General features: G+C 33.4%; 14 protein-coding genes. 8 read left to right on the forward strand and 6 right to left on the reverse strand.

Annotated elements, in window-relative coordinates; genetic code table 11:
- The first annotated feature begins 430 nt into the window (after positions 1 to 430).
- From AN34_RS00830 to AN34_RS00850, 5 genes are all read left to right on the forward strand, one after another.
- Positions 431 to 904 (forward strand): hypothetical protein, encoded by a 474-nt coding sequence (locus AN34_RS00830; protein ID WP_029281305.1) that lies wholly within the window; start codon positions 431 to 433, stop codon positions 902 to 904.
- Positions 905 to 1,178: 274 nt separating this feature from the next.
- Complete coding sequence (locus tag AN34_RS00835; protein WP_029281307.1) at positions 1,179 to 1,652, forward strand: hypothetical protein; 474 nt, start codon at positions 1,179 to 1,181, stop codon at positions 1,650 to 1,652.
- A gap of 1,262 nt (positions 1,653 to 2,914) precedes the next feature.
- Entirely contained in the window at positions 2,915 to 3,133 is a 219-nt protein-coding gene (locus tag AN34_RS00840; protein WP_029281309.1) for a hypothetical protein, read from the forward strand.
- A gap of 297 nt (positions 3,134 to 3,430) precedes the next feature.
- Positions 3,431 to 4,162: a glycosyltransferase gene (locus tag AN34_RS00845; RefSeq protein ID WP_029281311.1), complete on the forward strand. Its 732-nt coding sequence runs from the start codon at positions 3,431 to 3,433 to the stop codon at positions 4,160 to 4,162.
- An 11-nt stretch (positions 4,163 to 4,173) separates the two neighbouring features.
- Positions 4,174 to 4,905, forward strand: coding sequence for a glycosyltransferase family 32 protein (locus AN34_RS00850; RefSeq protein WP_051666125.1), 732 nt, complete (start codon positions 4,174 to 4,176; stop codon positions 4,903 to 4,905).
- A 13-nt stretch (positions 4,906 to 4,918) separates the two neighbouring features.
- On the opposite strand, the gene AN34_RS00855 is transcribed toward AN34_RS00850, so the two are convergent.
- The gene (locus tag AN34_RS00855; RefSeq protein WP_029281315.1) at positions 4,919 to 5,689 is read right to left on the reverse strand and encodes a glycosyltransferase family 2 protein; all 771 of its coding nucleotides are present in this window, start codon (positions 5,687 to 5,689) and stop codon (positions 4,919 to 4,921) included.
- A 10-nt stretch (positions 5,690 to 5,699) separates the two neighbouring features.
- On the reverse strand, positions 5,700 to 6,689 hold the full coding sequence (locus tag AN34_RS00860) for a hypothetical protein (RefSeq protein WP_157263149.1): 990 nt from the start codon (positions 6,687 to 6,689) through the stop codon (positions 5,700 to 5,702).
- Positions 6,690 to 6,972: 283 nt separating this feature from the next.
- On the opposite strand from AN34_RS00860, the gene AN34_RS00865 reads away from it, so the two are divergent.
- The 3 genes from AN34_RS00865 to AN34_RS00875 all read left to right on the forward strand — a co-directional run bounded on the left by AN34_RS00865 (position 6,973) and on the right by AN34_RS00875 (position 11,577).
- The gene (locus tag AN34_RS00865; RefSeq protein WP_029281319.1) at positions 6,973 to 9,159 is read left to right on the forward strand and encodes a peptidase domain-containing ABC transporter; all 2,187 of its coding nucleotides are present in this window, start codon (positions 6,973 to 6,975) and stop codon (positions 9,157 to 9,159) included.
- A gap of 176 nt (positions 9,160 to 9,335) precedes the next feature.
- Positions 9,336 to 10,340, forward strand: coding sequence for a hypothetical protein (locus tag AN34_RS00870; protein ID WP_029281321.1), 1,005 nt, complete (start codon positions 9,336 to 9,338; stop codon positions 10,338 to 10,340).
- Position 10,341: 1 nt separating this feature from the next.
- Positions 10,342 to 11,577 carry a glycosyltransferase gene (locus AN34_RS00875; RefSeq protein WP_036676303.1) on the forward strand — a complete coding sequence of 412 codons (1,236 nt, stop codon included), beginning with the start codon at positions 10,342 to 10,344 and terminating at the stop codon, positions 11,575 to 11,577.
- On the opposite strand, the gene AN34_RS00880 is transcribed toward AN34_RS00875, so the two are convergent.
- From AN34_RS00880 to gwsG, 4 genes are read right to left on the reverse strand one after another with little or no spacing between them, the layout of a single operon-like run.
- The gene (locus AN34_RS00880) at positions 11,566 to 12,441 is read right to left on the reverse strand and encodes a beta-1,6-N-acetylglucosaminyltransferase (protein ID WP_029281326.1); all 876 of its coding nucleotides are present in this window, start codon (positions 12,439 to 12,441) and stop codon (positions 11,566 to 11,568) included. The two genes, AN34_RS00875 and AN34_RS00880, sit on opposite strands and share 12 nt — an antisense overlap.
- Entirely contained in the window at positions 12,429 to 13,451 is a 1,023-nt protein-coding gene (gene gwsS, locus AN34_RS00885; protein ID WP_029281328.1) for a grasp-with-spasm system SPASM domain peptide maturase, read from the reverse strand. The genes AN34_RS00880 and gwsS overlap by 13 nt, the downstream gene beginning before the upstream one ends.
- The gene (locus AN34_RS00890) at positions 13,444 to 13,677 is read right to left on the reverse strand and encodes a hypothetical protein (RefSeq protein ID WP_029281330.1); all 234 of its coding nucleotides are present in this window, start codon (positions 13,675 to 13,677) and stop codon (positions 13,444 to 13,446) included. The genes gwsS and AN34_RS00890 overlap by 8 nt, the downstream gene beginning before the upstream one ends.
- On the reverse strand, positions 13,667 to 14,662 hold the full coding sequence (gene gwsG / locus AN34_RS00895; protein ID WP_029281332.1) for a grasp-with-spasm system ATP-grasp peptide maturase: 996 nt from the start codon (positions 14,660 to 14,662) through the stop codon (positions 13,667 to 13,669). Before gwsG ends, AN34_RS00890 begins: the two co-directional genes overlap by 11 nt.
- Between the last annotated feature and the right edge of the window lie 14 nt (positions 14,663 to 14,676).

The raw sequence follows: 14,676 nt of genomic DNA on the forward strand, positions 1-14,676 counted from the left end.
ATTTTTAGTGTTTTTAGTATTGTTTAGCTGATCAAAAGTATAGGCACGAGAACGGCAATCCTTACGGTAAACCGTAAATAGAAAATTATAGGCGATAAAATTTTTGATTTAATTTTTAGAACCGAATGGATGTTATGGATCTTGAAAAAAGATATGCTTTAAACAAATACACATTTTATCTCTTTCAATTAATAAAGCTTAATCAGTTTTTAACCTATATCTATATGAATAGCTAAACAATTTACAGCTGTTTAATTGAGTGGGTGCAAAAAAAAGATATGAGAATTTCTTTGAACATATTGCTTGAAATAGCCATGCTAGGCTATAAATAAAGCAGACCAAACTTATAGGATGTCACATAAAGGCAGCGCAAATTAACTGTTGCTATATACGCTTTCATAACAATTAAATATCTGAAATTAAACCAATTATGTATGAATACATAGATATAAAGATTGAATATCTAAATCGAATGTTTCTTAAAAGAAATGCCTACTACAGAAAATTAGAAAAAACACTAACTCTATTTGATGATTTTGATGAGCAGAAAGAATCACTGAAATCACAGCAAGAATCAATTATAGAAAAATCAATAAACATTCCCATTGAAAAGCTTGATTTCCTATATGGAGCAGTTGCTTTTGATATATCAGTGAAAGATTATGGGAGTGAAATCAATTTTGATATTGAAAATTTGACGATAAGGCTGGCATATAATACCCCTACAGATTGGATGACTAAAAATACCACTTTGCTAGATATGCATAAAAATGCTCAAGAAATGGGTACTAGCGCAGTATTGAGATGGACTTATTATGTACACACTAGATGGACAAATACATCGACATCTATAACACGAGTTACTCAACGAGCAAAAACTCATGTTAAGACCATTCCTTTTTAATAAACATTTGCTATTTTTATTTTAAATTTCACAACCGTCATTCAAAATGAAATTATATTCATTTTCAGATTGTATAGTCCCGTGTAGTATACTTAGTTTGCTGGATTATTTACATTATATATTTACTTTCAACACGCATTCACTAGAGATTAACATTTTGATAAAAAAATAGATATATATAGTTTTATTAAACAACAAAACTTTCGTAAAATAGTTCTGAATGAGAGTTCTAGACGAAATAAACATATGAAAGTTTATTATAAAAAAAATAAATATGTCAACTATCCCACCACATAAAAACGACACCGATGGACTAATGTTTGTACAAGGAAGCTTCAATGTAATAGAGGATGAACTTGAACCTCCATTAACAGAAATAGAATCGAATTTTTCAACTATTGAAGAATGGCTAGTTTACACGTGTACACATGATAAACCGGAAAAACCAATCGCTAAATATAACTTTGGTCTATTCGAATCATTGGATGAATACGTCGTTACTTTGACTGGAATAAATACATATGAAAAGAATAATAGTTCTAGGATTTGTATAGAATTTCAACCAGAATATACCTTTTTCAGACTTCCTAAACCATATTATAAAAGTTTGAGTAGAGAACAGTTATTAAAAAAATTGACAAACGATCTCGACAACTTTTTAAGAACAAAGTACTTCCATCTTTCGTTTTTTATTCAGGCAAGTATTATTGTTTTAGAGCCTACAGGGCAAATACTTTGGGGTAAATGACCTTGCAATAGGGATTTTTTGTCTTAACAATAGTCTTATTCAATTAAGTTTGAATATTTTGACACAAAAAATTATAATTAAATCATAGTATTTGCATATAAAAAGTTTTAATATATATGTGCGTTATTAGTGGAATTCGAATTTCAAAAATCATTCTAAATATTTCAAAACGCTGATTTTAGCACTAGGTGTAAACCACAGTGAGACGATTAGAACCCAACATTCAAACTTTCAAATCCGCTGGATTTTTGAAAACCAAATTCTATTTTTTTTATAACACTATCCATTAATTCCTATTTTTAATAGCCATTTACAGCCAAATGGTAACAAAAAAATGGTTGAGCATTTGGTGAGCTGATTTTAATTTTGTCCTAGAAGATATTAATTTATAGGCGCTTATGGTTAAGTGTTAGCGTCCCGTCCATTCCGCGAAAAAAAATGAATTCAATTAAAGCTTGTAAATCAAATGTTTACGGGCTTTTTTTTGCAGGGCTTTGCCGAACCTCCGCTTGCTCGTTTTTCTGGAAATAAATGAGGACCTTTTGCATGCTGTTTTAACCCCTTAGAGTTTTCCATGGAGAGATCCATCCCTTGAGATCGCCCATAAGAAATATTCAAGAAAGCTAACCTAAAACGTTTCGCTACTATATCAAAACCTGCAAAGCCATAGCCCGATCTTAAGATAAATTTTAACCTAATACAACTTCGTTTTCCATGTTCCAGGATATCCGGCTTCCAAGAAAAGGATTATAGGAAGGGCTGTAAAAAATGTACCCAAAAACCTGAAGCTCAACGATACACTTGTGATAGGTTGAGGTCGAGTAGATCTTGGATGAACGCATGAGCCTGCTCCGGCTGACCTGAAAAGGGTGAGTCAATCCAGAATTTTCCGAAGCAAAAATCAGAGCGAAGTTTTGATCTTAAATTGAGGCAAAAAGAATGATCTAACCTTAAATCAGCTTATATTTTAAAGTTAGCATGATTTTAGCCTTAAATAGTTAACAGGGTACTCCCTCAGAAGGCTGAGTTAATCTCCCTATAGGTTATATGATAGTTTACCAATGTGAATTTAAAAACATAGTTATGGCGCATTATAAAAATTTATACTGCTTCACAAATCATATATTCCGAGTCGATTTTTAGTTAACGACAATGTATGTGATCAAAGTTTGTTAATTATTTTCATAGATTGATTATTTATATTTCATACTGCGTATTTTAGATGTAAATTTAATTTGACAAACATATCTTTGTTTTACAGTATGGAAAAAATTCAAACGATCAAAGTTTTAATTGAACAGGCTCAAATAGAATTCAATGATTTTTCTATAAAAAATAATCTTAAGGCAGGCACCAGATACAGACAAATTCTGAAAATGATTAAATCCATAGTTCAGGAATTAAGCTCAGAAGCTCTCGATCAAAAAAAACAAATCGCAGAAAAAAGACTTCATGAAAAACAATGTAGATCAAATGTTTAACAAGCTTTTATAGCGATTAATGTTGATGATGTATCAATATGAAACATACTGTTTCAGTATCTATTTGACCCAACACCTAAATGATTTTACGAATTACTAATCATCATCAAGGAGCTATAACGCTCAAAACAATCAAGCTGTAGAGATAAATAATGTATTGCTTAAACCATGACTATAGTGTAGGAAAATTACAAATCATATGGAAATTAACAGGCTTTATTTACTAATTGAAATTTATTAGTTATATTCCAAAATAACTTTTAAATTAAAATTCATCTTTATAACAGGTTAATTACTATGGATAATAAAACAGTTAATAGTTTATGGGTTAGCGATAAATTGGGGCCGCTGCAAATAATGTGCATGAAATCATACCTCAGTAAAGGACACGATTTTCATTTATACACCTATGGAACTGTTGCCAATGTGCCTGACGGTGTAATACTTAAAGATGCAAATTCTATCATTCCCGAAAACCAGATTTTTATTGATCTTAAAAATTCCTACGCAACCTTCTCGGATTGGTTTAGAATGACCTTACTGTTTAAAGTTGGTGGTTGGTGGGTAGATAGTGACACAATTTGTCTGAAGTATTTCGATTTCGAGGAACCATTCGTTTTTGCAACCGAAATCGGGAGTGAATCAGGCAAAATACAATCCTGTAATGCGGTTATCAAGATGGCTAAGAACTCCGACCTTGGAAAAAATATTCTTGAGGAGATATCAGAAAAGCTAAGTCGCGTTAAAAAAACAGATATCAAATGGACTGAAATTGGTGCCGTTGCTATGAAGAAGCATATTGACATCTTAGATTTCTCCAAATATGAGCTAAATTATGATGTTTTCTGCCCTGTTAATTTTTTTAATTTTACCGATTTCTTGTCGAATGAATCACTGGTGTTTGGAAAAAATACTTATGCTGTCCACCTTTGGAATAAAATGTGGGAATGGTCGAATATTTCCCCGGAAGTTTCAGGAAGGAATAATTCCTTCTTTGAACAAATAAAACGAGATTATTTAAACGCATAAATATCATACGCATGACAATCCCAAAAATTATCCATCAAACATGGAAGACTTCAGATGTACCTGAACAATTAGACACACTAAGGAAGACCTGGATAAACCATCATCCAGACTGGTCTTATAAATTGTGGACCGATGTAGATAATAGGGAACTGGTTAAAGAGTATTATCCGGATTTTTTAAGTCTTTATGATAACTATGAAAATAATATCCAGCGGGCAGATGTCATCCGGTACATGATTTTATATAAATTCGGTGGTATTTATGTAGATTTAGATTTTGAATGCTTCGAAAACTTAACTGCTACATTAGCAGGAAAGTTATGTGTCTTTGGTAAGGAGCCAGAAGAACATTGCCAGATGCATCAAAGAGAATTAATAGTATGTAATGCATTTATTGCATCTATTCCCGAACATCCTTTTATGGAACTTGTTTTAAAGGAATTGCAGGAGAATAAGAAGATGTATAATGATGTGGATACGCAGGTAATGGAAACTACGGGACCTTTTATGATTACTAGGCTTTATAACAATTACAAAGCTCAAGATGTAGAAATCCTAAATGCAGACGTGATATATCCGTTGTCCAGACAGGAAGTACTAAAATCGACGCATCAAGAGCACATATCACCAGTAATTCAAAAAAAATTAAATGATGCCATTGCTGTTCATTATTGGTTTAACACCTGGGTAAAACGTTGGGGGGGAAAGAATCAAATGTTCACGAATCTGGAAAATACCAATTAATTTAGCGGTAGTATTATTTGTGTACCCATGTCCATGTATGGATATATGCGTTAAGTTGCGCCTTTGTACACAATAAAATTTTCAAATACTCCTGCATATTTTTAATAGCAACTTCTCTGAATGGATGATAAGAGTTCAGACCTCTTTGATGATCTAAATGAAATAATGGACCAGGTATTCGCCTTATTGAAACCCCTAACCTCTCTAATCGCTTGTATCTTTCTTTGTCGTCTGGTCCCCAGCTGACTATATTCTCATTTTCTAAGCCACAGGATTTATAAAGACTTTTAGAGGAAGCAAATACGCCCCCTGTAGAATTGCTGAATAACAATTTCAATGTATTATAATCGATAAATAAGTTCTCATCCAAGGTTTCTAAAAAAAAGGATCTTGATGGCTCCTCGACATTATAAAATCGACCATCATAAGGATATACAAACAAATCCGGCTCTTTTCTTATTCTTTGTAACGTGTTAAGTATTTGCCTTTTCGGCAATATGATATCCGTATCATACATCACAAAGTATGGGGTATTGCAGTCTTCTATCAGTTTATTTCTGAATTTGGTCGTATGTAGTATTTTCTCAGTACTGTAAATAAAGGTATAGTTTATTCTTAATTCAGCATCATTGATAAATTTGGCTGAGTCATCAACTTCCAAAACATTAATTTCGGTTTTAAAATGTTTATGTATGTACCGGATTACTGTATTTAAATTTTCTAAACGAGAGACAGAATCAATCTTTACAAGAATCAGAAAGGAAGTATCTGTTAAATCTATCATTGAATATCAATTAAGAATATGTTTGCATTAGATGAGTTTTATAAAAATCATATAGAAGGATATTATCATGGATTGTAGCATTGGCAGGATTTAAGACATCTTGTTGATATACCAATTTCTTTAATTTCTCGGTATAAGAAAGATGAGGACAATTCAATTTTACTTGTATCCTTGTTAATACGGAGTTGATTTCTATTGCTTTTGCAATGTTTTTGGAATTGACCTTTACATGCCCGAGATGCTCTTGCGTTAAATAATACATAAAGTCCAAACAAAGTTGTTCCTTTAGCTCATCTAGACTTAAAGCAATCGCTGCCTCAATAAATATATCCATCAGTGCTAAATAATCAAATTGCGTAGACGAGTTAGCTTTCCTTCCAGGTAATTTTGGACGAAAAATAGCTGAAGAGATGAGTTGGTTAATATAGGACCTATTCTCAACGATATGAGTAGTTTGCATTAATATGTTTAAATAATCACTTAACTGTGAATAAAACCGCTGATTCCGGTTTCTGTTTAATTTCTTTAAATGCTCTATCAGCCCTAATAAGTTCTCTAATGCCATCAATTGTTCCCACTCCTGAGAACCATCTAAGCTTTTAATCCGTTTAACTAAATAGAAAGCTGAATGAATTAGGCTATCATTTAGTTGCAAATTATTCAATCCGCAGCTTGCCTGCATTACAATTCTATCTATTGGTGCTAACAATTCGTTTAGATCGACGATGATAAGCCCTTTCTGAAACACATTAAGAAACTCCAAGCCGATCAATGGAACATTATATTCCCTATCGGATAGATCACCAGTTGAGCTTGTCATCAATTCATGATGAATTTCATCAATATATCTGCCCGCAACCTCCAACAGCCCGGTACTTTTTGACGTGCTGTCATATTCAAACAAATACCTCATTAAGACAAGCTTTTCAGTGGGACTTAATATTTTTTGATTTGCCACCAACTCTAAAAAATGATCGTGTATACGTTCTATGAGTATCATTTTATCCATTTAGTAGTACTATATCTAAACTATTTCCACTTGAATGATAAATTAACCAAACTAATGTCTTTATAGGTCTTACATCAATGAAAATCTAAAATTACAAAAAAATAAATTTCAGGCCCATATTAGCTTGCTGAATAACTTTTGAAATAATTAATCAAATTTAATTTTTATATTGGAACTTAATATTGATAGATTTAAAATGTTTGACGTTCATTCATTAATCAATGTAATATTATAAATACAATCGAAACCTCCTTTAACTTACTAACGTCTCAAAATGTCAAAAAAGTTCAAGTCCTATATCCAGCCAGAACAGATGGACTGCGGCCCCACCTGTTTAAAGATGATATGCAAGCACTATGGTAAAAATTTTTCAATTAAATATTTAAGGGATAGGTCAAATGTAAATAGAGAAGGCGCGAGCTTGAAAAGTATTAGTATAGGTGCTGAATCTATCGAAATTAAAACGATGGCTGTAAAAATACCGATTGAGAAACTGCATTCTGTACCCATGCCGTGTATTTTACATTGGTCAAAAAATCATTTTGTCGTCCTTTATGAGATCAAACAAAAGAAGGGCAAGGCAATCTACAGGATTGCAGATCCTAAAATCGGTTTGATTGACCATAATGAAGAAAATTTTAAAACAAATTGGCTACACCAAGAATCGGAGGGAATTGCCTTGCTTTTAGAACCTTCGGAAAAGTTCAATGATCAGGTAGAAGTTAGTAACCAAAAATATACTTTCTATACGCTGCTAAATTACACACTAAAGTATAAGACATTGCTCATTTACTTAATCGCAGGTCTGACATTAGGGAGCTTTCTTCAACTACTTTTCCCTTACTTAACTAAAAGTATCGTAGACGTTGGCATTAAGAATAAAGACCTAAATTTTATATATATTGTAGTACTAGCCCAATTTATGCTTTTTATAGGCCGCTCGAGTTTACAGTTTATTCAAAGCTGGATACTTCTCCATATAAGTATCCGGGTAAACATCTCTATTCTCAGTGACTTTTTGATAAAGTTGATGAGGTTGCCAATGTCATTTTTTGATACTAGAATACCTGGGGATATTCTGCAAAGAATAAGAGATCATGAAAGGATAAAGAATTTTTTTACCGTTTCCAGTATTAATTTATTGTTTTCAACCGTTAGTTTGATCGTCTTTAGTGCATTATTATGCTCCTACAATCTCAAGATATTTCTTTGCTTTATAATCAGTGCTATCTTTTACATCTTATACATCTTGTATTTTCTTGAAAAAAGGCGATTATTTGATTTCAAAAGATTTGATATTGAATCCTCCAACCAAGGATCAGTTATTCAACTCGTTCAAGGCATCCAAGAAATAAAGCTTAATAATTGTGAAGATGAGAAACGCTGGGAATGGGAGAAAATACAAGCACAATTATTTACGCTCAATTTAAAAGGCCTTGCCCTGGATCAGACACAACAAGGAGGCGCACTCTTTATCAATGAAGGGAAAAATATCCTGATTACCTGTATTGCTGCTTTGGCGGTAATCAAAGGTGAGATGACATTGGGAACGATGCTTGCCATACAATATATTATTGGCCAAATGAATGCACCATTAGATCTCTTTGTTAATTTCATGCGCACTGCGCAAGATGCTAAGATAAGTTTAGAAAGACTAAATGAGATACATGAAAACAAGGAAGAAGAAGGTGAATCTGAGAATTTGACCATACAAATGCCTATTGATAAAACGATATCTTTAAAAAATGTTACATTTTCTTATCCAGGCACGGATTATCCGGTGTTAAAGGACATCTCACTTGATATACCGCATGGTAAAGTAACTGCTATTGTAGGAATGAGCGGCAGTGGAAAGACGACACTATTGAAATTACTTTTGAAGTTCTATGATCCAGATAAAGGCGTAATCTCCATTAATAATACTACCTCACTGGAAAGCCTATCTCATCATGCCTGGAGGGAAAATTGTGGAGTGGTTATGCAGGATGGCTTCATATTTTCGGATACTATAGTTAAGAATATAACGATAAAAGGAGAGATTGACATAGATAGACTAAATCAGGCAACTCGCTTAGCAAATATTTATCAATTCATAGACGCTTTGCCATTAAAATTAGAAACTAAGATTGGCTCTGAAGGGATCGATATCAGTAAAGGCGAGCAACAGCGAATTTTAATTGCCAGGGCAATCTATAAAGACCCTGCATACATCATATTAGACGAGGCTACCAACTCACTAGACGCCAATAACGAAAAGGTGATTATAGAGAATTTAAATAATTTCTTCATAGGCAGAACAGTTATCGTAGTTGCACATAGGTTAAGCACTGTTAAAAATGCTGATCAGATTATTGTTTTGGAAAAAGGGAATATCATTGAATCAGGTAGTCATCAATCTCTAGTTAGAAATAAGGGAAGCTATTACAACCTTGTAAAAAACCAACTCGAATTGGATAATTAATTTGTAATGAAATGATAAATAACAAAAAAGCCAGGGTTCACTCAGAGGAGATCAGTAATATCATTGATTCTCACCCGAAGAGCTTAGTGAGGATTTCCTTGTTGGTCATAGTTTTGGTTGCGATTATAACATTGACATTTTACCTAATGGCCTTTAAGAATATCAAGGTTTAGGCTATGGATCGAAGTGAAATATTATACCTGCTTGGCCGTATTAGAAATCATTTATACCTAAACGCCAATAACCAAAGAAATCTTGGTTATAAGTCGGGCTTGATGGGTACTGCTATGTTATTATTTCACTATTCAAGATATTTTAAGAACAAAAGCGATTATAATCTTGCCGTGGAATTGATGGAAGTCGTATTTCAGGTCGGCACAAACAATATGTCAGCACCTGATCTCATGGAAATCTCATCCAGCATCACACATATTGCCAGGGAAGAATTTATAAAAATAGACCTAAATAATTTATTGCAAGAGTCAGATCAAATACTTATTGGTACAATCGAACAGAGCAATGATTTATTTTATCTGGCAGAAACCGGATCTTACATGGTCAATAGGCTTAAGGATGGGTGCCATTTCGAAAATTCGCTATCGGCTATATTGAACAAACTTTTAGACCATGCGGAGAAACTGTCAATTTCTAAACCCGAATGCTTAATTTTTACCGAAAGGCAATTGACTATTAAAATCTTATCCATATTCTACAAAATACCTGAGAATTTTAAACTCAATAGTCAGCATAATAAGATCATAGCGGATCTGTGGTTTCAGTTAAAGACTAGCCTCAAGGATAGAATCTGCATTGATGAAAAATTACCTATATCAATTAGCGAAATGATTACTTTTTGTTTTGCTGGCTTAAACTCGAAACAAACATTTTGGATAAGCGAAGCCTTGAATATGATGGGATATTTAGTATCGCAGCTGGATATTTTCAGCGATGTAGAACGCATAAGATTCCATCATTTAGTAAAGCTTTTTGAAATTGAAATCCCTGAAATTTTTGAAATGAAACTAATTGAGAAAGGGATCAATACTGACTTTTACGACAAGTTCATAACCAGTAATCTACATAATTTATCACTGTCTGACGGACTTTGCCTGGCTGGAATAACTTTATTAGACAAAGTAGATCAGGCAAATTCAGATACTTTATCTTTTTATATCATTTGAGATGGTTAATTATTTAATTGTTAAGTTAAGTTCTATGCCATTAAACTACGGGGTTGGCACCTATATAGAGCATGTTATCCATGGTTTGAAATCCAAACCAAATATTGCAGTGCATATAATTCATTTAAATGATCATTGTTTGGAGTTCGAATATCAAAAGCGAAATAATATTCATCTTTACAGGTTTCCTGCTCCAAGCTTAAAACCATTGACACAGGATGAACGAAGCAATAGAGTTTACGTAAATAGGGTAGCTGATATACTATCGGATTATTTCGTAAATAGAAATAAAATGGTATTACATATCAATTATGCAGGTCTATATTTCGTTGCGGAAATTTTTAAAGAAAAGCTAAACGCCAAAATATTATCAACTATTCATTCCATAGACTGGAAATTCCTTTATACAACTAATAGGCAAATCTTTTTTAAATATTTCAATGAAACCAAAACGCATGCTATTAAGTCTTCCATAAAAGAATCACAATTAATAGACTTATCAGATAAGATAATCTTTGTGACTAATTACGGGAGAGAGGAATTTCTTAGGATATACAATTCACTAGCTCTGAGTAAAACATGTGTTATTTATAATAGCATCAAAATAGCGGCAGATCACTTTCCTACTAAACAGGAAAAGCTTATAGCAAAGCAGAAAATCGGCTTTAATACCGCTTCGTTCTTAATTCTGTTCGTCGGTAGATTAACCGATGAGAAGGGGACAATGTCTTTAATAAAAGCATTCCAAATCATAGCTAAAACGAATAAAGATGCTAAGTTAGTCATTATAGGTGATGGAAATTTTAACGAGTGCCACCAGCTAAGTTATGGGATTTGGGATCAGATTATTTTCACTGGACATCTGACTTCACCTGAATTGGAACTGTTTTATAGGGCAGCCGACCTGGGAATTATGCCTTCTCTTTTTGAACAATGTAGTTATGTTTCGCTTGAGATGATGATAAATAATGTCCCGCTGATTGTAAGTGATGTAGATGGTCTTGGAGAAATTTTCGATCACGAGCATACCGCTATAAAAATTACAGTAGATTACCAGGAAAACTATGCGATGACTATCAATATTAATGAGCTGGCCAGGCAAATGAATTCTTTAATTCATAATGATCAAAAACGTTGGGAACTTGCCGAAAACTGCAGTACATTAATCCGAAATAAGTTTGATGAAGATTTAATGATTGACGATGTTTATCACACCATCATTGGCTTATTTGATTAAGATTTTATCTTCGATCATCAGCAAAATATCTTCACATATATCCTTATCAAATTTTCTGGCGAACAGCTTCTTACTTCTTTTAATTACCTTAAAATCTTCTTTTTTTAAAATCCGGGGATAATCCGGTCCGGATTTCCAATCAATGTGCCTGAGATTATTATTGGCTACTGATTTTTTAAATGATGAATTGAGCAGTATCGTCTGAAAGAACATTTCATCAGGAATCAAGGTGCTTTTGAAAAACTCATATATCGCGAGATTTTCTTCTTTTAAACTATCTAAGATAAACTCAACGCATTGCTTACTTAAGCACCACCACTGTGAACCACCGTAGGGAACAAAATTAATCGCACGATAATCTTTTTTCTCTATCTGCTCCTTAACGAGCGCTAAACTTTTTTTTCCTCCAATTTCATCAATAAACCAGTTGAAGTGGATCCGTTCCATTCCGCCACTCTTCCCCCAGGAGTTAAGGGATGGCATGCGGGAATGCTGAATGTATTGTTTACCATAGGAGAAATTCAAAAAACTGCTAATATGCCCTGTCTTTTTAATCGGAGAATCCTGACCACTTAGTAAAACAAAATAAGCTCGCTCTGAGGAAGCATGATCAATAGCTTGTTGTATTAAGGCAATTGTTGCTTTAATTATATTAAATCCACCCCACCTAATTTCAAATCTTTTATCAGACAGAAATAGATTTTTTTGTTTGTATACCTGTAAGCCCGCCATAACACTTTCACTATTCAAGTCAACATGGATAAAAAATTTAACACCGGTATCATCCAGGTTCCGGATCAGTCTTATAGTCTGATCGGCATTTTTATGTACCAAAATAAGGTAATAAATTTCTAATTTTTCCACTCTAAAGAATAAGGGTCATAATTACATTTGAGCGGTTTTTCCAATGAGGTATCACTCTCCAAAAAAGCTCTGCAATCTGTGCACACATATCTGAATTCACATACTTTACAGGTTGTAATTTTATCTTTATTAATCCTCCATGTTTCTTGGAATACGCTACTTGACACGACGTCTACAATATCATCCGTGTAGATATTACCAAAACTTTTTTTCATAGAGGGGCAATTTTTTAAAGAACCATCAATATCAATACCTAATTTCCGATTTAGACATGAGTTGAAGTTGAGCCCCTCTGTAAAAGAAGGTAATCCTACCAGAAAGTAGTCGGGAGTTATTATTCCGCAACAACGATTGGAATCGATGACCTGTTCTGTCATTATGATGTTTCCCATATTGACTTCACTTTGGCCTGTAAACCTATGTGTAATTGTTTGAGGTGCAGAGTGTACAATTATTGATTTAATTCTTAAATATTTTTCAGTTAAAATTAACATGGCTTTCATATCTATTTCATTATTATATTTTATAATAAATTCAATAGACTTTATTCTTTTTCTTTCCAGTAATTCCAAAATACTATGTAATTCAGAAAGGCTTAGGTAATCATAACAGCGAACCTGAACATCTCTGCATCCGACGAGTTCTAATTTAGAAAAAATCAATGCGAAATTATGATGATAAGAGTCATTATGATCTATGATCGCATTTGTGATTATACTAGGGTTTTCCCATGTGAGTTCGATCTGGGGGAAAACTTCAGGCTCATCCGTCCAAAATCCCAAATCTTTATTTACTAAAGACTCAAAAAAGGCTACGATCTCCTCTTCGCCAATTTGGTTACTATAACTTTCCAAAATTTCTTCAATTGACAAGTCTTGAGTATTGGTCAGGATTTCCCAAAATGGGATTGTTACAAAATACATACTATCTCTCTGAAGATCACAAATTACCGCTCTTTTCACTCCTTTAACCAGCAGACAACATGCAAATAGCCTAAATACTTTACCCATTCTTTTCTTGAATTATTTTGTAATCAACTATCTTTGAAATGTTCTTATAATGACCAGTTGGCTGATAAGTTTCACTCTGGTAAGCATCAACACTAACCCCATACCTTTTGGATTTCATTTTCATACTTACTGCCTTATCAAATTTCACAAGGAACAAAAACTTGAAACTTGAAGGAAGTCCAGCGAACTTTTCTTTTGCAATATTAAGATATTCCTTAATGTTCATAACTTGAGAGGTATTGAGCTATTTTTCTGTACAATGGATAGTTACATGGACCTGCGACTTGTGCGAACTGTCCAACAGGATTGACTTCTAAAAAAACATATTCATTTTTTGTTGTCACCACAATATCTATTGAACCAGTCTGCAGGGATAGTCTATCCATCAGTATTGTGAGTTTTTCCTTAATTGCTTCAGGTAAGTTAAAGGGAACTGTCCGGTTCGGTTTTTGCATGTTGTAATTGCGAAAGTCGACAGTGGTTGTTTCGTCTTGTTGAGAAAATATCGCCATGGGATAAAACTCACCATTCAGATAAAAAATTCGCAACTCATATTTTTTTTCCAGTTTTTCCTGGATTAGTGAAGGAAATATTGTCTCTGGAAGTTCATCAATAGTGGCCTCGCTGAGTTCTTCGGTGTAAAACAACATTCTCCTTCCGAACTTTTCAGCAATAAAAAGGTTGTCAATGGCCTTGGTAATAATTCCTTTATGTTTGTTTTTAAGTACCCTGATCTTACTCGTTGATGTCGTAATTAAAGTATCAGGCACCTGTATTCCGATTTCAATTGCGAGCTTAAGAACTTTCAGTTTATTCACACTGGCAGTCAAACGGCTTCCCAGCCTAATGGGGATGTCGTCAAGCAAGTCGTGCATGAATTGTACCAAAACCTTATATTCCAACTCAAGATAGGATGCTAGTTTATTATTAAAAATCCTGGAGTTAAAAATATTGGTAGAAGATTGTTTCCTTAAGGGCGGGATGGATCCCCGCCGATACCAAAATGACTTAATATCTTTCGAGTTGATCTCATTACCTTTGTATTTAATTACAAATTCTGGCGTCGGTGTACTATTATCTATATTGACGCTTAGTTCTTCGGTGAAACCGTCATCAAAATTTATCCTTATATATTCGGCCTTGTAGTGTATAAGCCAATCAATGACATTTGGCGTGTTAACTTCAAAGTCATTGCTAAAAATGAGAACCATAATTTGTATCTAAT

The sequence above is a fragment of the Pedobacter sp. R20-19 genome (genome assembly GCF_000708265.2).
Taxonomy (GTDB): Bacteria; Bacteroidota; Bacteroidia; order Sphingobacteriales; family Sphingobacteriaceae; genus Pedobacter.

Excerpts from the sequence above, each read along its gene's own strand:
- AN34_RS00830 (WP_029281305.1), top strand. The coding sequence starts at position 431 with ATGTATGAATACATAGATATAAAGATTGAATATCTAAATCGAATGTTT.
- AN34_RS00835 (WP_029281307.1), top strand. The coding sequence starts at position 1,179 with ATGTCAACTATCCCACCACATAAAAACGACACCGATGGACTAATGTTT.
- AN34_RS00840 (WP_029281309.1), top strand. The coding sequence starts at position 2,915 with ATGGAAAAAATTCAAACGATCAAAGTTTTAATTGAACAGGCTCAAATA.
- AN34_RS00845 (WP_029281311.1), top strand. The coding sequence starts at position 3,431 with ATGGATAATAAAACAGTTAATAGTTTATGGGTTAGCGATAAATTGGGG.
- AN34_RS00850 (WP_051666125.1), top strand. The coding sequence starts at position 4,174 with ATGACAATCCCAAAAATTATCCATCAAACATGGAAGACTTCAGATGTA.
- AN34_RS00855 (WP_029281315.1), bottom strand. The coding sequence starts at position 5,689 with ATGATAGATTTAACAGATACTTCCTTTCTGATTCTTGTAAAGATTGAT.
- AN34_RS00860 (WP_157263149.1), bottom strand. The coding sequence starts at position 6,689 with ATGATACTCATAGAACGTATACACGATCATTTTTTAGAGTTGGTGGCA.
- AN34_RS00865 (WP_029281319.1), top strand. The coding sequence starts at position 6,973 with ATGTCAAAAAAGTTCAAGTCCTATATCCAGCCAGAACAGATGGACTGC.
- AN34_RS00870 (WP_029281321.1), top strand. The coding sequence starts at position 9,336 with ATGGATCGAAGTGAAATATTATACCTGCTTGGCCGTATTAGAAATCAT.
- AN34_RS00875 (WP_036676303.1), top strand. The coding sequence starts at position 10,342 with ATGGTTAATTATTTAATTGTTAAGTTAAGTTCTATGCCATTAAACTAC.
- gwsS (WP_029281328.1), bottom strand. The coding sequence starts at position 13,451 with ATGGGTAAAGTATTTAGGCTATTTGCATGTTGTCTGCTGGTTAAAGGA.
- AN34_RS00890 (WP_029281330.1), bottom strand. The coding sequence starts at position 13,677 with ATGAACATTAAGGAATATCTTAATATTGCAAAAGAAAAGTTCGCTGGA.
- gwsG (WP_029281332.1), bottom strand. The coding sequence starts at position 14,662 with ATGGTTCTCATTTTTAGCAATGACTTTGAAGTTAACACGCCAAATGTC.